We start from the raw sequence: 21266 nt of genomic DNA on the forward strand, positions 1-21266 counted from the left end.
CGGACAGTACCGCTTCTATATCGCATCATGACAATACACTGTTCCCATTCACAGCATATGATCATTCCACCATTTTACGCCTGAGAATTTTGCTTCCATTCTTGTAAAAAGGCAGTCAATCCTTCCTGCCAAGAACGGATATCTTCAAAGCCATTTGTACGAATAGACAAATGCTCCATTACGGAATTGGCAGGACGCGGAGCCGGGCGTGGAAAGTCAGCCGTCGTGCAAGGTTCCAACTCAGCGGTAATATCCACTTTTAGAATCTGCTTAGCTTGTGCAAAGATCTCCTGTGTAAATTCATACCAAGTACAAGCTTCACGGTTGGACGCATGATAAATACCATATTTCTCCGTTAGCATCAGCTCAGACAGGAATTCCGCCAAATCGACGGTATAGGTCGGTGACCCCTTCTGGTCGTGTACTACTTTCAGCTGCGGCTTCTCCTGACCTAGCTTCAACATTGTTTTCACAAAGTTATTGCCATGCAAGCCATATACCCATGAAGTACGCACGATAAAATATCGACTGGACAATGTCTGCGTCAGTACTTCACCTGCCCGCTTAGATTTGCCATAAATGCCTTGCGGATCAGTGTTGTCATATTCATGGTGCGGCTGCTCACCTTGACCATCGAATACATAATCAGTACTGATATAGATGACTTTCGCCTGTACCGCTTCAGCAGCAACAGCGATATTGCGGCTGCCCGTCGCATTGACCAGATACGCGCCATCGATATCAGTTTCCGCTGCATCCACGGCGGTGTAAGCAGCACAATGAATAATCACATCTGGTACAAATTCACTGACCACCTGCTGGCATTGCTCTAGATTGGTAATGTCCAGCTGATTGCGATCGCAGCCCAATACGGTATGACCTTTGCGTTCCAGTACAGTAACCGTATCTACGCCCAGTTGACCGGAGGCTCCGGTAACAAGTACTTTCATCATTTCTCACCCAAACGGCTGCCGTATTGTTGCTGGTAGTATGCCTGATATTCGCCGGAAGCGATACGGGTCCACCATTCTTTGTTATCCAGATACCATTGGATGGTTGCCTTGATACCGGATTCGAAATTATGCTTCGGTTTCCAACCCAACTCCGTCATCGTTTTGGTTGGATCGATACCGTAACGACGGTCATGACCCGGACGATCTTCGACATATTTAATCAGCGATTCTGGCTTGCCCAGTTGTTCCAAAATCGTTTTGACGATATGAATATTAGTACGTTCATTGTTGCCGCCGATATTGTACACTTCACCATTTTTACCTTCATGAATGACAAGATCAATTGCACTACAGTGATCTTCTACATACAGCCAATCGCGGATATTCAAACCGTCGCCATACACTGGCAATGCTTCATCAGCAAGAGCGCGAGAAATGATCAATGGAATCAGTTTCTCAGGAAATTGGAATGGTCCGTAGTTGTTAGAGCAACGAGTGATGTTCACCGGCAGACCAAATGTTTCATGGTAAGCACGTACCAACAGATCGCCGCCTGCTTTACTCGCAGAATATGGACTGTTTGGTGTCAGTGGTGTTTCTTCCGTAAACAGACCCGTTTCACCTAGTGTTCCGTATACTTCGTCTGTGGATACTTGAACAAACTTAGTAATATTATGTTTTTTGGCAACATCAAGCAGTACTTGTGTACCGAGAACGTTCGTTTTTACAAATACATCTGGCTCCAAAATACTGCGATCTACGTGCGATTCGGCAGCAAAGTTAACGATAATATCTACACCTTGCGATACGAGTTCATCCATTTTGGCTGAATCGCCGATATCGGCTTTCACAAACGTATGGTTCGGATTGCCTTCAATCTCTTTCAGATTTTCCAAATTGCCTGCATAGGTCAGCGCATCCACATTGATGATCTGATACTCTGGATGTTCACGCAGCATGTACAATACAAAGTTGCTGCCGATAAAGCCGGCACCGCCAGTCACGAGTAATTTCATGCTTTTTCCTCCTGTATCAATGAATAAGATTCAGCAACGGGGCTGAACCTTATTCATTGTTCATATTATTTATATACAATCAAAAATTGAGATCTGCATCCTGAAGCAGCGGCTGACGCGTATCCTTATCGGACAAGACCGGTGCGTTTACCGGCCAGTCAATTCCCAATGCAGGATCATTCCACAAAATACCACGGTCATGCTCGGGCGAATAATACTCATCGACTTTGTACAATACTTGCGTATTCGGCACCAGCGTACAAAAGCCGTGGGCAAAGCCCTGAGGAACGAGCAATTGACGCTTGTTGTATTCACTTAAAATAAATCCCTGCCATTGGCCAAATGTGGGCGATTCTTTACGGATATCTACAATGACATCGTAAATCGCACCAGCAATGACACGTACCAATTTGGTTTGTGCCTTTGGATTCAATTGATAATGTAATCCACGCAGTACACCGGGATCCGCAGACAGAGATTGATTATCTTGTACAAAATCATGCTTGATGCCCAGCTCGTGCATAATCTTTTGATTGTAGCTTTCCATAAAGTAGCCTCTATGATCTCCATGTACTACCGGATCAAGCAGCAAGGCTCCTTGTAGTTTAGACGGTATGGCTTTCATAATATCCTCCTATAACTTCAGCTTACCAAATTCTTCTCCAAACGTAATATCTTTTGCCAGTTCATTGGCTTTGGCAAGCGAAGCATGCGTACCCGCATCCGTCCACCAGCCTTCCAGAATATCAAAAGACAGTTCGCCACGCTGAATATATGCATTGTTCACATCAGTAATCTCCAGCTCACCACGTGCGGAAGGCTTCAATGTTTTTACGATATCAAATACATTGCTGTCAAACATGTAAATGCCTGTAACAGCATATTCACTTTTCGGTACTTTTGGTTTTTCTTCGATAGAAACGATACGTTCGCCATCCAGCTCGGCTACACCATAGCGCTGCGGATCATGCACTTGTTGCAGCAGCAGTTTGGCACCCTTTTGCTGTGCACGGAAATTTTCCACAAACGGCGTAATATCGTCCGCAAATACATTGTCGCCAAGGATAACGATCATCTGGTCGTCTCCAACGAAATGCTCTGCCAAATCCAATGCTTGAGCAATACCGCCTGCCTCATCTTGCACCTTGTATGTAAAGGTGACACCCATATCGCGACCGCTACCCAACAGGTTTACAACGTCGCCCATATGTTCTTTACCAGTCACGATCAGAATATCGTTAACTCCGGCCTGCTTCAATTTATGAACCGAATAAAAGATCATCGGATATTTGCCCACTGGCAGTAAGTGTTTATTGGTTACTTTAGTCAAAGGATACAGTCGCGTACCTGTACCTCCTGCAAGAATAATTCCTTTCATATCGTACGCCTCCCGTGTAAATAGATTGGAAAATCAAATAAGTAAAAATGTACCGACCACTACTAGCACAACACCTATTATTTTTTTGATTGATATTTTCTCGGATAAAAATAACCATGAAATGATCAATGTCCAAATATAAGTAATAGATGTTAATGGATAGACAAGCGTGTACGGCAAAAAACGTAGCAAAATAATATTTAATACTGCACCAAAAAAATAAAGAGAGCCTCCTACAAGGAAAGGCAGTAGAAATAGACGATTTAAACCTGGAGACGCAGCAGACGCCTTTTTAAAAAAGAACGCACCAAGCGACCCAAGCAAAGTCATGGAGAGAAGGAGAATTATATTAATCATCTCCACCTCCAATTAATATTACACCTAGAATAATGACGAATATGCCAATAACCTGATGAACAGAAATATTCTCTTTGAAATAAAAGAAACCGATGATTAATGCAATAATATATCCAATACTTAGAAAAGGCTGTAATACCGACAGACTACCAAAACGAAAAGCAATAATCATTACTACTGCTCCAAGACCGTAAAGAATGAAACCAATGATCAATTCTAGCGAAATAAAACTTTCATTCATTTTCCATGCAGCCTGCCCCAGCGCCGATAGAAGCGCTGAAACTAAAATCAGCAAAATGCCTTTTTTATTCTTCATCAATGATGAATACATTTAAATTACCTCGTCGATATTCTTGTACCTTTCTGCTACACGATGCAATTCAAGTTCATACTCTTTACGCCAATTGGATACTACCGTATCCAGAATAAGCCCACAAGCGAAACAAAGCATGGCAACAATAATTAGACCAACTGCCAAAATTGCAGAAGGAATTTTGGTAATATATTGAGTTTCAACAAATTCGAATATAACTGGCAATCCACTCGCCAAACCCAGTATCAAAAACAACAAAGCCCACAAAGAGAAAAAGATTAACGGCTTATAGTCTTTGAATAAAGTGAAAATAGTTTTCATAACCTTAATACCATCAGAAATAGTATTAAGTTTTGATTCACTTCCTTCTGGGCGATCTCTATAGTCAATAGGGATTTCACGAATCAAGAAGCGTTTATCCAAAGAGTGAATACTCAATTCCGTTTCAATTTGAAATCCTGGACTCATAACTGGAAAAGATTTCACAAAGAAACGGTTAAATCCTCGGTAACCTGTCATGATGTCATTAATGTTGCTCTTGTAAAGCGAATTAATTAAACCTTTTACCATATTATTTCCTAAATTATGGAATTTTCGTTTATTTTCAGAAGCATACGTACCATTAGACAAACGATCACCAATAACCATGTCGGCTGTGCCATTTTTTAATGGCTCCAAAATATTGTGTACGAATTCCGCTGGATATGTGTCATCGCCATCTACCATAATATAATAGTCAGCGTCGATATTCATAAACATCGAACGAACGACATTACCTTTACCCTGACGGTATTCTTTTCTAACAATTGCTCCATTTTCCAGTGCTACCTGTGTTGTATTATCCGAAGAATTATTGTCGTATACATAAATTTGGGCCTCTGGCAGTTCCTTTTTAAAATCTGCAATCACTTTTGCTATCGTTTGTTGCTCATTATAGCATGGAATTAAAACTGCAATGTTCATGTCGCACTCCTTAATAAATTATTATCTTTTAATAATATCTTACTACCAGTTGATAACAGGACATAAGAAGAATCAGCAGAATGAAAACAACTGTAATCCACTTTCTAAACTTCACAATAAAAGGAATGAGTAAATATACGGAATAAAAGAAAGTTAATGCTGCTGGTATAAAATATCTGCCTTGAACGCCACTAATATAATTCGGCGAATCCTGCGTCCAGTTCAGATAGAGTGATATCTCAATTAAGAGTGCGCATGCAACGAAAGAAAACAAGGCAATTAGTCCAGACCACAGATCAGTACGCCGCTCTTTCCATTGCACTGCTGATTTTTGAGCTTCATAAAATGTCACAAAAATCAGTACACAATAATAAGCAATTGCCAGTGAGAATGGAAGTGGAGTATCTAACCAACCAAAATCGCCAAAAAATTGAATATATAATGCATCATTAGTCACAAAGCTCATAATCAATAATTTTGTAAAAGCAAATGGATGCGCAAGAGCACTTTTCAACTGTGTTACTGGATCAAGCGGGAAAATAATATGGCTGACTCTTGTGCAAAGGAACCATATAGCCGTAAACAAAATACTCGCTCCAATAACAGAAAGACACACTTTCCAAAAACGTGACTTGCTTCTAAACTTCTCTATTGGAATAGTTAAAATGAGCAAAGTCAATGGAAAATAGGTAATTTTTGAAAATGCTATACATACACTTAATAGTAGTAGCATCAAGAAAGCTTTTTTTGTAACTATTGCCGCCTCATATTTCAGTTTCAAAATGTACGCACCAAACAAGAAACAAAGAGAAATCGTCAAAGCATCTGGACTATTTGAAATAGCCTGGTGTAATGTCATCGGCATGAGGGCCAATAACGCAATAATATATTTCAATTTTGGAGCTGTTTTGATGGTATAGTACATTACCGCAAGATAAGCAATAAAATTAAAAATGCGTCCCAGATAAAAAATAGTCATCCATGAGGCACCGAATAGTTTCCCTAATTCCATTCCAATTACTTGTGGAACATAAGGTAATGGGCTATAAGCACAGGCATTACCATAGTCCAAGAAACTTTTTTCGGAGCTTGGATACAAATGAAACGCATCTTTCACTTTGCTGATATCCTGTTTTGTATCATAATTGAATTTTATATCTTCTGCTCCTAAACCCACCTGAAAACTTTTGATGTTTTCAGGCAAATAACTCCCTGCATTGGAAACACCAATGTTATAACAAATTAAATCCCCTGAAGATACTCCATATGCTCTAAAAAAATGCGATTCTTCGTCTGCGGCCTGAAAAGGTGGCAGTAAAACCATCCATATGATTCCGAATATCAAGGCAATGACAAGAAACTTATTCTCTATACTACTTAATTTTTTCATGTTTCCCCCAGTTTGCTCAATGAACTAAGATATCAATGATCAGAACAATGTATGATTGCAATATACTTTGAATGCAAGATCACCTGTCTTTTCTTTGCCATCAATAAACAAGGTTCCATCTTTGTAGATATCCTGTGCTGAATTGTATGCTGTAATAGAATGTCCAGAAGTACCATTAGTAGAACTAACAAAAATATAGTACTTTTTATCTTTAGAAAACTTAATTGGCGGAAATCTCATATCATAATACGTATTGTCCGCCAAGCTTTCCGCCTTTATTGTAGTGGAATAGATCGCTTTGTCCTCGCCATAGTTGCGTATCCCAATCGTAACATGACCGCTATTTACACGGGCATACGTTGCCAATTTGATAGAGAAGCCACTTAAATTATTCATAGGCGCTTTGAAGGTTTGCCCAACCTCCATACCGTTAGTGATTTCTCCAATATTTTGTTTCCCATCTGTAGCAATTACTTCTGTCATTTTACCTATGTTACCACCATAAACATATATAAAAAGAATCAAAAGAATAGTTGGAATGATGAAACGCTTAAACCGATTTTGCTTCATATTTTTCACCGCTGTTTGTCATAGATTGTGTTGGATAGTCATAGAGCGCAAGCACATCGTTCTCAAGATTTTTCCACTCTTTATGCTGTGCAGTCTTTAAACCATTTTCGATCAGTCGTGTTCTCATTGCCGAATCGTTGCATACAGCTTCAATCATTTGCAGCGCATTGGCAAAGTTGCCTTGCTCATATAGCAGGCAGTTCTCATTATGCACCAGATACTCGATATTGCCTTCATTCGGTGCTACTACTGCTACACCGCCTGTTGCCATCATTTCGAGCGGTGGATAGGAGAAACTTTCTAATAAGCTCGACTTCACCAAAATATCGCACTGCGCATACACTTCGCCCACTTGATCATGTGGAACTTTATTAAGGAAACGATCCACTTTGTACCAATCTTTTGGTTTGCCGCTATAGGACAGGTACCAAACTTCAAAGCGATCGCGATCTAGCTGGTTAGTGATCTTGAAGCTTTCATCTACGTTTTTATAGTAATCGCTGGAGTTACCCTCTACCAGAACTTTAATTTTGCCTTCAAAGGTACGCGGACGATATTGGAAGACCGACAGATCAATTCCATTTTCAACGTAGGCTGCATGCTTGTTATACCGTTCCAACAGCCAATTTTCACACCATTTAGAAATGGTTATATATTTAGTATTGTTAAAGAAATTGTAAGTCAAGTTGGCCCAAACACGCATATGATTGCCAGGCTCGTAGAAGTTCGTCTCAAAGTTTTGAACAAGGTAATATTTCTGAGTGATTTTAGAATACATATTCAAGAAATCGTTCGTTGTCCATAATGTTGATACACATTTTCTAAACAAACCGTGGAAGCTGTGTCGGTGGTATGAGATAACGTTAATTTCTCCATCTTTGTTGATGATGTTTTTATCATCCTCACTCATGGAAATAATCAATACATCTTTACCATGATCACGTAAAATGTTGCAATGCTTGATCACCACGTTCACTCCGCCGCTGATCTGAGTCGAAGGCAATACAAACGCAATATTCTCGCTTAAGCGGGATTCGATAAATTCAAACAATTTGTAGCCGCTACCCATGGTGGTCCAGCCGTTCATGACGGTATTGTATGAGTGTTTGCCGATAGTTTCTCTGTACGCTTTATCTGTGATGAGCTTATCCAGATACAAACGCCAGTCCTCGACAGTATCACACAGGATGCCATCGACCTCCTGAGTAATCACATCACGAAATGCTCCCAGATTGCTTGCTATTGTAGGTACTTTAACCAGCCCAGCTTCCGTCCACTTGTTCTCGGATTTGGCTTCATTGAAGATCGTATCTACCAGCGGAGCCAGATTGATATCTACATTGGCAATCAGCTGTGGCAAATTGGTCCAGTCTGTAAACTTCTCAAAAATGATTCGATCTTTGTACTCGCTCAATTCCTGCGGAATATCTAGAATACCGACCACCTTCAAGTAGGCATTGCTATGCTTTTTAAACATGTCTTTTACGACATCAATAATCAGGTTAAAATCTTCGTTATGCGTAATACTACCACTAAAGTAACCCATTACCACACGTGAAGTTGCTGTTGTTCCACTCTCCAGCGCCGCTTCTTTCTCTTTTAATGCCTTCAGTGATAGCTCTACCATTTTCTCTGAAGCTACATTACGATTGACGAATACTTCGCCAATATAGTTGCTCATCTCATTAGCCAGTCTGCTAGTTGTAGTAATGGCATAGTCGCACAGCTTTAATGTTTGCTGCGTACGATTCACACCATCCATATATTGGTCAAAATCTTCTTTGCTCATGGTGTTTAAGTAATCAATTTCTTTTACATACTTATAATCGATAACCAGATCGTCAATATCAAAGAAAACTGTTTTGTTGAAATATTTTGCTTTTTTGATCAACTCTTCTACGACAGGTGTATGAGGACAACGGAAGAAAACAAAAGCTCTGTAGTAACGGACCATCTCAATATCGAGTTCTTCATAATATACACTGTCACAGGAATAGCCATTGAAGTGAAGTTGCTCGATCTGATGGTCAACGCGATAACGGGGCGGATGCGGAAGAGAGCAGCCATTAATAAAGAGCACGTCTTTAAAATGGTACTTGGAAGGTACGTGTGTTTTCAAAAATCGTTTTTTCGTATAACCGTAAGCTTTCCGCATGAGGGCTTTGCTACCTTCATACTTCATTGTGGACATCGTTTTTTTCATGAGCGTATTTATACCCAACTTTATCACCTTCATACCTTTTATTTTTCAATATTATCGATTAACATGCGTTGCTTATCCTTGATATAACTTTTATGTTTCTCTCCACCTGCTGTCGAAGTAGGCGATATACGCCAGTGGTACAGAATCTTGGGCAGATGTTGTACGTTCGCTCGCTGTTGAATGACACGTATCGCCAAATCCCAATCTTGTACTCCTTCGTAGCCTATTCTAAAACCATGGATGCGACGTAGCAGAGTGGTGCGATATACGGCGAGATGGCAAATATAATTCATTTGCATCAATAAGGGAAAACCCCAGTTTTTTTTGAAAAATGGCTGTACCCTTTTGCCCTCCAACCATTTGTCTTCATTACTAAATATCAAATCGGTATCTGGCATTTGATTTAACAACTTCACAACTTCATACAAAGCAAAATCAGCCAAAATATCGTCATTGTCGAGTAACACAACGTATTCGCCTGATGCCATGTGTAAAGCGGTATTACTACTAGCAGAGATATGCCCGTTTTCACTACGGTAGGTTATATGAATTCTTGCATCCTGTTGCCCATATTCTTCTAGTACCTGACGGATATGAGGCATCGTGGAGCAATCATCGGCAATACAAAGTTCCCAGCGGGTATACCATTGTCGCTGTACTGATTCGATACATGCTCGCAAATATTCTTCCTGTACATTGTATACAGGAAGAATAATGGACATCAATGGTTGAATGGGAAACTGTGTACATTCTTGCTTGACCTTGTCCACATCGTATCGCTCATTTTTTTCAATCCATCGTTCATACCAGTGATTGTTGATTATTGTACGCAATGGATGAAATTTGATCTGAAAACGAATCATGTATTTCATTATTCTATAATACAGTCCAGGGAACATTAGATGTCCATTCCCCCTTCATTAGGTATATTTGGAATAATAAAAATCGCATAATTCCTCAATATTCCCTTGCTGGATCAACTGCCCTTTTTCCAAAATAATACCTCGTGTACACAAATTCCGAATCTGGTCGATGGAGTGTGACACGAGCAACACACTTGTACCCTGCTGTACCATTTCGCTAATTTTGGCTTCGCATTTTTGCTGGAATTTGAAATCGCCGACAGACAAAATTTCATCAACAATCAAAATGTCCGGTCGTGTAGACGTTGCAATCGCAAAACCGAGTCGTGCATACATTCCTGATGAGAAGTTTTTTACCGGTACATCGATAAATTCAGCAAGTTCGGAAAATTCCACGATCTCGGGAAAACGGGCATTCATTTCCTTTTTAGAATAGCCTAGAATTGCACCATTCAAATAAATATTCTCTCGTGCGGTCAATTCCACATCGAAACCGGCTCCCAATTCAATCAATGGAGCCATCCGACCGGCAATCTGTACGTTTCCCTTTGTAGGCTTCAAGACACCGGCTACGGTTTTGAGCAAGGTACTTTTACCAGCTCCGTTCAATCCGAGCACACCAAACAATTCACCCCGACCGACCTGGAAACTGACATCTTTCAATGCCCAAAATTCCGTATACGAAATCTGATTCTTGATACGTTTAATCAGAAATTCCTTTAAGCCGCTGATCTTCTCAGTGGTCATATTAAAACACATCGATACATCCTGCACATTGATAATCACATCACTTGTTTCCATTACCAAGCTCCTTAAATATAAAGGATAAATTTATCCTGACGTTGTTTGAACATGTACACTCCAATTAGCAAAGTAACGAAAGCATAACTGGCACATTGAATATTAAGCTCCAGCGGCGGAACATGACCATAAAGCAATGATTCTCGGAAATGAGTCAAAAAATAGAACATTGGATTACCGAGTAAAAGCGGCATGTATTTGTCAGGCATAATATTCATAGGATAGATAATCGGAGTCGCATACATCCATGCCGTAATAAACACGCCATAAATGTGCTCTACATCTCGGAAAAACACAACAATACTGCACAAAATCAAACCTACACCTACACTGAACACAAACACATAAAAAATAGATAAAAAGCTAAAAATAAAGGTGTATTTGAGATCAACACCGGTAATAAAACATACAATCAATACCGCACAAAGCGAGAATAACATATTTACAGCCGAATACAGTACTTTGGATAAAGGAAAAATGTACTTGGGTATATACACTTTTTTGATAATTTGTCCTGAAGAATAAATGGATCCCATCGCCAATGAAGTGGAATCAGAGAAAAAGGAAAACAGTACCTGTCCACTGATCACATAGGCTGCAAAATTCTCAACATTGAATTTAAACAGTTCCTGAAACACCAAAGTAATAATGATCATTGTCAGTAGCGGATTCAGTACGCTCCAGATGATCCCTAGTACGGAACGCTTATATTTAATTTTGATGTCTTTGGCTACAAGCAATTTCAATAAATCTTTGTATTTGTAAAAATTCAAAAAGTAACGCTTTAATTCATACATTAATATACCGCCACCTAGTTGTCTTAATTTTCGATTGAATAACGATTCATTTATATACTGTAAGTCACCAACCAGTTCAGTATACGTTAAACACTAATAAGCGTCCACTTACTACAGCAGTTGAATCGGCTTGAATTTGCCGGTAGCAGAAAAAATTCATCTAGATTTCCGAATCGCCTGACTAATAGCTCGAAGCGGTCTAGTTAGTTTCCACGAAGTTGAATTTAGCAGTAATTGATTTTCGTCATTCGCATTTCGATGAAGATAAAGTGCATAATCACGTTCATTTATGGTAGATGTCAATTGTTCTTTTAATACTTCATAGTCTTGTACTTTAAGTTGTAGTTCTTCCACATCCGATTGTAGCTTTTCAATTCGCGGCTGCAATTTTTGACAAACTATTTCTGAACTTAAAATTTCGATATAACCGCTCAATTGAAATTGAACTGGCATTTCACCATGAAGATGAATAAGATATTCAGGTCTGGATACTTGAAACTCGGTGTAGCTTCCGCGATGACCAAATGAGTTCAAGGAAATCATCTCAATATGCTCTGGATACTTCAAAATATCAATATTGATCAATCGACCTTCTAACGGAATCCATTTTAGGGCGCGTACGTCTTTTAATTGTTCCAAATCAAATGTGACCGTGAACTCTCTACCTTCAATCACCATATCTGCATAGACGACCTGTTCATTGTCAAAACCATTACCGCAATCATATTGCAGTTGGCTCACCCATTTGGGGGCTTGCAACGGCATAATACTATGAAGCGGCTCCAGATGATCCAGCTCTTTCTCTGAACAAACGGCAATCAGGTATTTACCTTTGTTGATGCTATGATAGATATCGTCCATCCGATAATGCGCATGTTGAGCAATCTCGCGATCACATGATCCCAAATAACTGAATGTTCGAAATCCCTGTCGAAACATATGGATATAAGGGAACTTGGTTTGCAAAAACCCTTGGAATTCGTCTTCATAGAATTCATGAAGATGAAATGGATTTGTAAATCCATCTACATCCGAATATAATCTTTTATCGGGCGTAGACATAATCAGTATGCCATCCGGCTTTAGTACTCGTTTAATTTCGTCTAAAAAGCGCTCTTGTGCTTCCATATCCACATGCTCAATCGTTTCAAAGCTGACCACAACATCTACCGAATGTGCGGCAAGAGGCAAGGTCTGTATGTCCGAAACATGAAATTCAATGTTATCAGCCTGATATGCTTCACGCGCCCAGCTGATCGAATCCTCGGATATATCGATTCCCGAGACAAATTCAGCATGTTGAGCGATAAGATTGGTACCGTATCCTTCTCCACAGGCCGCATCCAAAACTTTTTTATTTTTAACAAAATCAAGAATGGCATGATATCTTTGTTTATGCTCAACTTCGATCTCACCAAAAACCTTGTTTGGAACATACCGCTCTCCTGTAAAATCCATTTTATCCTCCTCAAATCGGGCAAAAATTAGTTTGGTGAATCTCTCGCTATTCTCAGAATAGTTCCTGTAGTTAAAATGTGTTAAAATAGCTTAGAATTATACTACTAAAGGAGTTTAAAACATTGGCTAATCCAGTATACGGCAAACAGTTTAAAGCGTCCACCGAGGACGAAAAACGTAATGGCATGTTCTGGGTCGTTAACATCTGTCTTATTCTATTCCTGTTATGGACCCCGTTCCAAGTTGCTTTGTTTAACGGTTTGAGTTATTCATTTGAAAGACCGATTTTCTGGGCGGTTCTACTGTCTGGTATTATCGTGATCCTGGGGCTGATCCAATTTTATAAAAAGGTAAAATTGGATGATCAACGGGATATGATCGCGCTGTTGATCATTTTGCTGCCGATCTCGTACATGATTTCGATGATTGGTGCCGCCTCTTGGCATTATGCCGTAAATATGGTGCTAATACAATGGATGTACGCATTTATTTTCATCACCGGCGTATACATGCTGCGTGACCGTGTATCCAACAAGATCATCCAGATGACGATTATGGGCTCCGCCTATATTATCGTAATGTTTGGTTTCATCAACTGGTTCGGTCAAGCACCACTTGGTGGTAAGCTGGTATTCTGGTTCTCTGCTGGCGTACAAAATGGTTCGTATGTCGATGCTATTATGCAGGATTCCAACGGCTGGCGTCTCACTTCTGTATTCCAATATGCGAATACATACGCTGCTTTCCTGATGGCTATGTTGTTTGCTGCGCTATTCAACGTAAGTCGTCTTAAAACGTGGTATGACCATTTGCTGCATGGCTTTATGCTTGTACCGATTATTTTGTCGCTGATTCTCACATTGTCTCGTGGTGGTCTGGTTGTACTGCCATTTGTACTGCTGATTCTGCTGCTGATGCTGCGTCCAGCACAGCAAATTCTATGGATCATTTATATGGTAATCGCAGGCGCAGCATCTGCCATTATTCTGAATCCGGTAACGGATATTGGTTTACAGGTTATTGCGAAGTACGATGGCGTTACAGCTGCCAAAGGCTGGGGTTATGTGCTAATCACTTCGCTCATTGTTGGTGTAATCTCCATGGCTATTGGCCGCTTTCTTGCTCCGAAATTGGAAAGTGGCGTAGAACGCTGGACTGCTCGTCGTTTTTCCAGTGTCTGGTTGCCAATTGGTTCCGCGGTGATTGGCGGCGTGATGTTATTGCTGCTGATTGGAACAAGTATGCGTAACCTGTTGCCTGCTAATATCCGGGTACGTTTTGAAAACATCAACTTCCAACAAAGTAGTGTATTGGAGCGTTTCACTTTTTATCGTGATGCTTTGAAGCTTTGGAAAGATTATCCGTTCTTTGGCGGTGGCGGCGGTGCATGGGGTGCTTCTTTCGAAGCTTACCAAAATAACCCGTATGTCAGTCGTCAGGTGCATAACTTCTTCTTCCAATATCTCGTTGAAGTCGGTATTATCGGCTTCCTGATTTTTGTATTGTTTGTAGGCTTTATCTTCTATAAATATATCCGCGGATATATTAAAACGGATAAAGAACAGCGCGAGAGTCATTTCCTTTACTTTATTATTGTTGTATCCATTCTGATGCACAGTTTGCTCGACTTTAACTTAAGTTATGTGTACATGGGCATACTGGTATTCCTCGGATTGGGTGGTATGGCATCTGCTATGGATGCACAGCCATTGAAGTATTTGAAACTCGGAGCAGGTGTCATGCGCGGGATTTATGTGTCATTGATTGGGGTGGCTGCGATTATCATCTCCTTCACTTCACTGCGCTTTGCTCAAGCATCCAGTGATATCAAAGATGTGGCTAAATTATCAACCAATCAGAATGCAACATATGAACAGTACCGTAAGCTATTGGATGATGCACTCTCTATCCGTAGTACGTTCCCTGAAGGTGTAGTATATCTTAGCTCATTATTGACGCAAGGGCTTCAACAAACGAAGGACGAGCAATTCTACAATGAAGATCTTACTCTACTGACCAAAGCTCATGAAAAAGAACCATATAACAAGGATATTGTGAAGCAAATGGTCACTCTGTATCAAATGAATAATGAGAAGGATCAAGCTTTCAATCTATTAGTAAATAGTATTCCAAAATACAAATGGGATATTACTTGGTATGAAGGTGTCCTTGCTCAAGCTTATATCTTAGGTAATCAGGCATATGAGAGTAAAGACACGGCTGCAGAGCAAAAATACTTCCAGCAAGGTCTGAATGTATATCAACAGGTTCTAGATGGTATTCAATATCTGACTACTCTGCCAAAAGGTCAATTGCAAGGTCGTGACTTCAGCGTTACTCCAAAAATTGCTTTAAGCGTTGGCGATATTTATCTCATGCAAGGCAAAAATGCTCAAGCTGCTGAAGTATTGAAAAAAGGTCTGCAAGATGATCTGACTGACGATACAAACAAACAAGTGGCTCGCTATTATCTGGCAGCACTGAAAAAAGAAGGTCAAAATGACCAAGCGATTTATGATAAATTGATTGCTGCTGATCCGAAAGAAAAAGAGCAAATTACTGCTTTGGTAAACAAAACATATACACCGTCTAAATGACGGTCTTATGAATCTATACGATATTATAGGATCATACCAAAACTGCTTCTAATCTGAGCAGTATATGAAAAAGGCTTCTCCACGTATGCGGAGAAGCCTTTTTATTTGCATATAAATCATTAAGAAACATAAATACACACTGCATATTTCGTATAGTTCAATTCAATTTTGTGGAAATATGCTTGTCGAACTCGATCTCAATAGATAAGCCTATCCATATGATGTTATGTGTTCGTTTTATTGCTACTTTCCGCTTCTAGCACTTCGCGCAAATAGGCAAGTGTTGATTCACGCAACTCAGGATGTTGAAGCGCATAATGAACGGTCGTTTGAATAAATCCACTCTTTTCGCCTACATCGTGACGCAATCCTTCAAACTGATACGCGAGAATATCTTGGCTTTGACCGAGTTTTGAGATAGCATCAGTCAGCTGGATTTCACCACCAGCTCCGACATCTTGGTTACCAAGGATATCGAAGATTTCTGGTGTCAAAATATAGCGACCCATGATTGCCAGATTGGAGGGGGCTTCTTCGCGCGGCGGCTTCTCTACTAGACCAGTAGCTTTGTACAGACGATCTGACTCTGGCATGGATTCAGCAGCTACCAGACCATAGCGAGATACATGTTCCCATGGAACTTCTTTTACCCCTACTACAGAGGCTTCATGATCTTCGTATACATCCATCATTTGCTTGAGGCATGGTACGTCGGATTCGACAATGTCATCGCCCAGTAGGACAGCGAATGGCTCGTCACCGATGAATTTACGGGCGCACCAGATGGCATGACCGAGACCTTTGGGTTCTTTTTGACGGATGTAGTGAATGTCTGCCATTTCAGATGGTTTTCGAACTTCATCCAACAGTTTCCATTTTTCTTTTTCCGTCAAATTATGTTCCAATTCAAAAGAATAATCAAAATGGTCTTCAATAGCACGCTTACCTTTACCGGTTACAATAATGATGTCCTCAATACCAGAAGCTACAGCTTCTTCTATAATGTATTGGATCGTCGGCTTGTCCACGATTGGTAGCATTTCTTTAGGCATAGCTTTGGTGGCAGGCAGGAAACGCGTTCCGAGACCTGCAGCAGGGATAATCGCTTTACGTATTTTCATGCTCGTTCTCTCCAAATCATTGTGTGGGATGTAAGTATCAATATTATGTATATAGTTAGCCTGCAAAAAAGCAAATCACACATTGTATTTGCTAAATATATACAAACTATCATACATGATAATATTTATCTTATATGAATAAAGCACAATCGGCAAATACGCATAAGCGATTACCAATTGTGCTTCATCAATCTTATTAGCTAATTTCTATTGAGATGGAGATTAAGCTTTAACAATCCCCTAAAAATCATTTAACTAGTATAAACAAAACTACCAACTTTATTTCTTCTCTTCCGCTGCAAGCACTTCTTTCAAATAATCCAGCGTGGAATCGCGCAGTTCTGGATGTTGGAGTGCGTAGTGGATTGTCGTTTGGATGAATCCACTCTTCTCACCTACATCATGACGCAGACCCTCAAATTGATATGCCAGAATGTCCTGAGTTTGACCCAGTTTGGAGATCGCATCGGTTAATTGAATTTCCCCGCCAGCTCCTGCATCTTGACTACCAAGGATATCGAAGATTTCTGGTGTCAGGATGTAGCGACCCATGATCGCCAGATTGGAAGGTGCTTCTTCGCGTGGTGGCTTTTCTACCAGACCTGTCGCTTTGTACAGACGATCCGATTCTGGCATCTGTTCTGCAGCTACCAGACCGTAGCGGGACACATGCTCCCATGGTACTTCTTTTACGCCAACGACAGAGGCTTCGTGATCTTCGTACACGTCCATCATTTGCTTGAGGCATGGTACGTCAGATTCGACGATATCGTCACCCAGCAGGACAGCGAATGGCTCGTCGCCGATGAATTTACGGGCGCACCAGATGGCGTGACCGAGACCTTTGGGTTCTTTTTGACGGATGTAGTGAATGTCTGCCATTTCGGATGGTTCGCGAACGGCGTCGAGCAATTTCCATTTTTCTTTTTCCTCGAGGTTTTGCTCTAACTCGAAAGAATAGTCGAAATGGTCTTCAATGGCGCGTTTGCCTTTACCGGTTACGATGATGATGTCCTCGATACCGGAAGCGACTGCTTCTTCAATAATATATTGGATCGTCGGCTTATCGACGATCGGCAGCATTTCTTTTGGCATAGCTTTAGTGGCAGGCAGAAAACGAGTTCCCAGACCTGCGGCGGGAATAATGGCTTTACGTATTTTCACGGTTATGATTCCTCCATCTATAATGTGGGATAAGATTTTGTGTCTCATGGATATGTAATAAAAAAAGGCATGAGACGATTCGGTTGAGCCTGAATACGGCTACCCTATACTTTAACCAATATTCATGGCAATTACCCAGTCTAAACGATGGCAGTTTTGTGATAGCGGATACATGGTTCTGTTATCTATACCACACTATTACTTGTAAAGAGACAAGTGTAACAAAATGAATCTTGGTACATCTGAATACACGGATAGTGGTTCCATCTCAGAGCCAATTGCCGCCATGCTGCACCGAATTTGTATAGAATTTGTACAGAAGAAGACTCCCACTAATTTTGCATAGAAAAAGGCTCCCCCTGAAGGGAAGCCTTTAACAAGATTCTATAGTTCTTCATCGTTGGCTCTACTCTGGAATGAAATATGTCTGAGGTAAAACCAATGGATGAGTCAATAGATAGAATAGTCGATACTCCATATATCTGTTGATGAATATATGATCGATAACGGAATAATGACTCTTCCTTCCACAATAGCTATTTTATTTCACCAGTTGACCGCGGGTTACGCCGAGTTGGTTGGTTGCTTTCAGTGTACGCCATACTTGTGTACCGCTGATCTCGCCAGTCAGTGCTTTGCTATACAGGTCGATGACTTGCAGCACTTGCTCCGGTGTTTCTTCCAAGAACTCCACACGATACTGGGATACGCCCAATTGCAGGAAGTTGGTCAGATACTCTGCACCCGATTGCTCGATGGCATTGTAGACGGTGTTACGGCAGCCTTCATCTACACGCACTGGATGGGACATACCAATGCGGTCTTGCAGCGACACACGGCTGTCTTCGCACGGACGACCACAGTTGGTGAAGTCGGTACCTTCGCTCAAGAACGTGCAATATACGCAATGTTCCGTGTGGAACATTGGCAGATGCTGATGGATAACGACTTCCATTTGATCGGTACGGCTGCGTCCCAGCAGGTCGACCATTTGCTGGATATTCAGGTCGTACGATGGCGTCACCATATCCACGCCTGCTTCCAAGAACAAATCTGCCGTTTTGTGATTGGCAATATTCAAGGAGAAGTCACCGATCAACTGTGGATGATTGTCTTGTGGGTGGCTTTGACGGCGTGCCAGATAGTAGTAAAGGGCGCCCGTATTACGTACCAGTACAGCATCTGGCTGTAAACGCAGGATATTGGCATGGTAGCCATTTTCACCCGGCATATGGATACGTGGTGTCGCCAGCGCAATCTTTTTGCCCGCAGCGCGTACAGCCGCAACTGCTGCTGGGAATTGCTTGATAAATTCAAAATCAGCGTAGATCATCTCTACGTCGGTTTGTACAACAGCTTCCACCTGCTCCAGATTGCGGCACAATGCAGTCAGCATCGCATCCGTCCCACGAACCGGTGTCATTGCCGGGGAAATATCGCCATAGACAGCAATATCACGTTTGATATATACAGGTGGCTTCGGACGTTCACCCTCCAACTGCTCTACCGCTTGACGACGGATTGCATTCAGCTCACGCATTGGAATAATAATATCGCCATACAATTGGGCATCCAGCTCATCCAATTGGAAAATGGTACCGCCCAAACGACCAAATTGCTCATGCAGCAGTTCAGCGTTCATCGGGCGCTTGGCAGCAATTTCGAGTTCCATTTCGGAATCGACACGTACGGTTACGCCTTTTTGTAGATCAGTCCAGTAGGTAACCAATGGTTGACCAGCATGACCGATTGCTTTGACATGAATTGGGAACACGCGATATGGTTTGTCCGTTTCATATGTTTGACGCATCCGTTTATCCAGTGCAGGATCGTTTGTTTTCCAAATCTTATCGCCGACATGAACCTTTTTCAGGTTGATGTCATTGCGACCCGGTACAATATCGACGATCCATGTTTCGTTCGCTTCGCCTTCCAGCTTAACGCCCTGACGACGCAGATCGTAAATGCGACCGCCTTCTTCTTTTTGCGTTGGGTCACCAGCGTCGAATACGATACCGTCGCCGCGTTTGATCGGTGCTTCCAAACGGCAAACGACGCCGTCGCGCAAAATTTTCTCAACACGACCGAGGTATACGCCACGGCTTTTCGGGAATGTACCGTCAACCAGCTTTTTGTTGTTGGTGCCATCCAAGAATCCATGAGTAAATCCGCGCGAGAAGCTTTGTTCCAGCTCGCGAATATCTTCACGGCTGATTGGTGTTGCATCGCCGTCAAAGTAACGGTCGATCGCTTTGCGATATTTGCTAACTACGTTCGCCACGTAGGTTGGTGATTTGAGACGACCTTCGATTTTGAATGACGTTACGCCTGCTTCGATCAGCTGTGGCATAATGTCGATTGCTGCCAAGTCTTTCGGAGACAGCAGATATGTTACGTCGCCCATGATCTTTTGCTCGCCATCGACGATGAGGTCGTATGGCAAACGGCATGCTTGCGCGCATTCGCCACGGTTAGCGGAACGTCCGCCCCACATTTCCGATGTCAAACACTGACCGGAGTACGATACACACAACGCGCCGTGTACGAATACTTCCATTGGCAAACGCGCTTGTTCGCCGATCTTTTGGATTTGTTTCAGGTTATTTTCACGTCCGAGGACGACACGTTCCATGTTGAAAGGCTTAGTAAATTCGACCGCTTCTGGGGAAGTGATCGTCATCTGGGTGGAACCGTGGATAGGAAAATCCGGTGAGATTTCGCGGATCATTTTCACCAATCCCAGATCCTGTACGATCACGGCATCTACGCCTGCATCTACGCATGCGTCAATCAGTTCACGCGCATCGTCCAATTCATTTTCAAATACGAGAATGTTAAAGGTCAAAAATCCCTTTACACCATAGCTGTGCAAAAATGCCATAATCTCCGACAATTCGTCCATACGGAAATTGTTCGCACGTGCACGCGCGTTAAATTTTTCCACGCCAAAAAAGACTGCGTCCGCCCCATTCGCTACCGCCGCCCGCATGCAGTCCCAGTCGCCAGCAGGCGCCAGAAGCTCCACGTCTTGTCTTTGTAATGCTGTATCAGTCATGTAGGTCAAGTTCCTCCCAAATTAAATTGCCCATTGATCGGACAATACGCTATTCACGGATGATGTCCGTTACATTATAAAATGGAACACTGCGCATAGGCAGTGTATACGTCACACACTTTAAAATGATTCTAATCCAGTGTACCAGACCTGTAACCACGTATCTACCGTATCCTTTAAATTTGTATGAAAATATTCAGGAAATTTGCAGGCGTATGATCAGGATAGCTACAATAAATCATGAGGGATGACGGATCACGTACAGAT

The 21266-nt window shown here is 41.6% G+C and carries 18 protein-coding genes; 1 reads left to right on the top strand and 17 read right to left on the bottom strand.

From position 1 onward, the window contains the following. Window positions 1-74 precede the first annotated feature (74 nt). From rfbD to ABXR35_RS22475, 14 genes are all read right to left on the bottom strand, one after another. Window positions 75-950 (bottom strand): dTDP-4-dehydrorhamnose reductase, encoded by an 876-nt coding sequence (gene rfbD / locus ABXR35_RS22410; RefSeq protein ID WP_367064353.1) that lies wholly within the window; start codon window positions 948-950, stop codon window positions 75-77. Next, window positions 950-1969 carry a dTDP-glucose 4,6-dehydratase gene (gene rfbB, locus ABXR35_RS22415; protein ID WP_367064291.1) on the bottom strand — a complete coding sequence of 340 codons (1020 nt, stop codon included), beginning with the start codon at window positions 1967-1969 and terminating at the stop codon, window positions 950-952. Before rfbB ends, rfbD begins: the two co-directional genes overlap by 1 nt. A 79-nt stretch (window positions 1970-2048) precedes the next feature. Beyond that, window positions 2049-2594, bottom strand: a complete 546-nt coding sequence (gene rfbC, locus ABXR35_RS22420; RefSeq protein ID WP_367064292.1) for a dTDP-4-dehydrorhamnose 3,5-epimerase — start codon at window positions 2592-2594, stop codon at window positions 2049-2051. A 9-nt stretch (window positions 2595-2603) separates the two neighbouring features. Continuing rightward, window positions 2604-3347 (bottom strand): sugar phosphate nucleotidyltransferase, encoded by a 744-nt coding sequence (locus ABXR35_RS22425; RefSeq protein ID WP_367064293.1) that lies wholly within the window; start codon window positions 3345-3347, stop codon window positions 2604-2606. A gap of 33 nt (window positions 3348-3380) precedes the next feature. Further along, on the bottom strand, window positions 3381-3704 hold the full coding sequence (locus ABXR35_RS22430) for an EamA family transporter (RefSeq protein WP_367064294.1): 324 nt from the start codon (window positions 3702-3704) through the stop codon (window positions 3381-3383). Next, complete coding sequence (locus ABXR35_RS22435) at window positions 3697-4035, bottom strand: DMT family transporter (RefSeq protein ID WP_367064295.1); 339 nt, start codon at window positions 4033-4035, stop codon at window positions 3697-3699. Before ABXR35_RS22435 ends, ABXR35_RS22430 begins: the two co-directional genes overlap by 8 nt. Then, on the bottom strand, window positions 4036-4980 hold the full coding sequence (locus tag ABXR35_RS22440; protein ID WP_367064296.1) for a glycosyltransferase family 2 protein: 945 nt from the start codon (window positions 4978-4980) through the stop codon (window positions 4036-4038). It abuts the gene before it with no gap. A 28-nt stretch (window positions 4981-5008) separates the two neighbouring features. After that, complete coding sequence (locus tag ABXR35_RS22445; RefSeq protein ID WP_367064297.1) at window positions 5009-6370, bottom strand: DUF2142 domain-containing protein; 1362 nt, start codon at window positions 6368-6370, stop codon at window positions 5009-5011. A gap of 39 nt (window positions 6371-6409) precedes the next feature. Next, window positions 6410-6940 carry a hypothetical protein gene (locus ABXR35_RS22450; RefSeq protein ID WP_367064298.1) on the bottom strand — a complete coding sequence of 177 codons (531 nt, stop codon included), beginning with the start codon at window positions 6938-6940 and terminating at the stop codon, window positions 6410-6412. Continuing rightward, window positions 6921-9143 carry a glycosyltransferase gene (locus ABXR35_RS22455; RefSeq protein ID WP_367064299.1) on the bottom strand — a complete coding sequence of 741 codons (2223 nt, stop codon included), beginning with the start codon at window positions 9141-9143 and terminating at the stop codon, window positions 6921-6923. Before ABXR35_RS22455 ends, ABXR35_RS22450 begins: the two co-directional genes overlap by 20 nt. A 38-nt stretch (window positions 9144-9181) precedes the next feature. After that, on the bottom strand, window positions 9182-10042 hold the full coding sequence (locus tag ABXR35_RS22460; RefSeq protein WP_367064300.1) for a glycosyltransferase family 2 protein: 861 nt from the start codon (window positions 10040-10042) through the stop codon (window positions 9182-9184). Between the two features lie 21 nt (window positions 10043-10063). Further along, complete coding sequence (locus ABXR35_RS22465) at window positions 10064-10807, bottom strand: ABC transporter ATP-binding protein (protein ID WP_367064301.1); 744 nt, start codon at window positions 10805-10807, stop codon at window positions 10064-10066. An 11-nt stretch (window positions 10808-10818) separates the two neighbouring features. Further along, window positions 10819-11604, bottom strand: a complete 786-nt coding sequence (locus tag ABXR35_RS22470) for an ABC transporter permease (protein ID WP_367064302.1) — start codon at window positions 11602-11604, stop codon at window positions 10819-10821. Between the two features lie 156 nt (window positions 11605-11760). Next, window positions 11761-13062 (bottom strand): class I SAM-dependent methyltransferase, encoded by a 1302-nt coding sequence (locus tag ABXR35_RS22475; protein ID WP_367064303.1) that lies wholly within the window; start codon window positions 13060-13062, stop codon window positions 11761-11763. A gap of 122 nt (window positions 13063-13184) precedes the next feature. On the opposite strand from ABXR35_RS22475, the gene ABXR35_RS22480 reads away from it, so the two are divergent. Next, window positions 13185-15659: an O-antigen ligase family protein gene (locus ABXR35_RS22480; RefSeq protein ID WP_367064304.1), complete on the top strand. Its 2475-nt coding sequence runs from the start codon at window positions 13185-13187 to the stop codon at window positions 15657-15659. 224 nt (window positions 15660-15883) lie between these two features. Here ABXR35_RS22480 and galU (ABXR35_RS22485) read toward each other — a convergent pair whose 3' ends face one another. The 3 genes from galU (ABXR35_RS22485) to ABXR35_RS22495 all read right to left on the bottom strand — a co-directional run bounded on the left by galU (ABXR35_RS22485) (window position 15884) and on the right by ABXR35_RS22495 (window position 20999). Continuing rightward, entirely contained in the window at window positions 15884-16780 is an 897-nt protein-coding gene (gene galU, locus ABXR35_RS22485) for a UTP--glucose-1-phosphate uridylyltransferase GalU (RefSeq protein WP_367064305.1), read from the bottom strand. 279 nt (window positions 16781-17059) lie between these two features. Next, complete coding sequence (galU, locus tag ABXR35_RS22490) at window positions 17060-17944, bottom strand: UTP--glucose-1-phosphate uridylyltransferase GalU (protein WP_367064306.1); 885 nt, start codon at window positions 17942-17944, stop codon at window positions 17060-17062. 541 nt (window positions 17945-18485) lie between these two features. Then, window positions 18486-20999 carry a U32 family peptidase gene (locus tag ABXR35_RS22495; protein ID WP_367064307.1) on the bottom strand — a complete coding sequence of 838 codons (2514 nt, stop codon included), beginning with the start codon at window positions 20997-20999 and terminating at the stop codon, window positions 18486-18488. Window positions 21000-21266: the final 267 nt, after the last annotated feature.

Origin of the sequence: Paenibacillus sp. JQZ6Y-1 (genome assembly GCF_040719145.1) — a bacterium.
Lineage (GTDB): Bacteria > Bacillota > Bacilli > Paenibacillales > Paenibacillaceae > Saccharibacillus > Saccharibacillus kandeliae.

Bases quoted from the DNA above. Each gene is read 5' to 3' on its own strand.
- rfbC (WP_367064292.1), bottom strand. From the start codon at position 2,594: ATGAAAGCCATACCGTCTAAACTACAAGGAGCCTTGCTGCTTGATCCG.
- ABXR35_RS22470 (WP_367064302.1), bottom strand. From the start codon at position 11,604: ATGTATGAATTAAAGCGTTACTTTTTGAATTTTTACAAATACAAAGAT.
- ABXR35_RS22435 (WP_367064295.1), bottom strand. From the start codon at position 4,035: ATGTATTCATCATTGATGAAGAATAAAAAAGGCATTTTGCTGATTTTA.
- ABXR35_RS22445 (WP_367064297.1), bottom strand. From the start codon at position 6,370: ATGAAAAAATTAAGTAGTATAGAGAATAAGTTTCTTGTCATTGCCTTG.
- ABXR35_RS22440 (WP_367064296.1), bottom strand. From the start codon at position 4,980: ATGAACATTGCAGTTTTAATTCCATGCTATAATGAGCAACAAACGATA.
- ABXR35_RS22425 (WP_367064293.1), bottom strand. From the start codon at position 3,347: ATGAAAGGAATTATTCTTGCAGGAGGTACAGGTACGCGACTGTATCCT.
- rfbB (WP_367064291.1), bottom strand. From the start codon at position 1,969: ATGAAATTACTCGTGACTGGCGGTGCCGGCTTTATCGGCAGCAACTTT.
- ABXR35_RS22495 (WP_367064307.1), bottom strand. From the start codon at position 20,999: ATGACTGATACAGCATTACAAAGACAAGACGTGGAGCTTCTGGCGCCT.
- ABXR35_RS22465 (WP_367064301.1), bottom strand. From the start codon at position 10,807: ATGGAAACAAGTGATGTGATTATCAATGTGCAGGATGTATCGATGTGT.
- ABXR35_RS22430 (WP_367064294.1), bottom strand. From the start codon at position 3,704: ATGATTAATATAATTCTCCTTCTCTCCATGACTTTGCTTGGGTCGCTT.
- rfbD (WP_367064353.1), bottom strand. From the start codon at position 950: ATGAAAGTACTTGTTACCGGAGCCTCCGGTCAACTGGGCGTAGATACG.
- ABXR35_RS22475 (WP_367064303.1), bottom strand. From the start codon at position 13,062: ATGGATTTTACAGGAGAGCGGTATGTTCCAAACAAGGTTTTTGGTGAG.
- ABXR35_RS22450 (WP_367064298.1), bottom strand. From the start codon at position 6,940: ATGAAGCAAAATCGGTTTAAGCGTTTCATCATTCCAACTATTCTTTTG.
- galU (WP_367064305.1), bottom strand. From the start codon at position 16,780: ATGAAAATACGTAAAGCGATTATCCCTGCTGCAGGTCTCGGAACGCGT.
- ABXR35_RS22460 (WP_367064300.1), bottom strand. From the start codon at position 10,042: ATGTTCCCTGGACTGTATTATAGAATAATGAAATACATGATTCGTTTT.
- ABXR35_RS22455 (WP_367064299.1), bottom strand. From the start codon at position 9,143: ATGAAAAAAACGATGTCCACAATGAAGTATGAAGGTAGCAAAGCCCTC.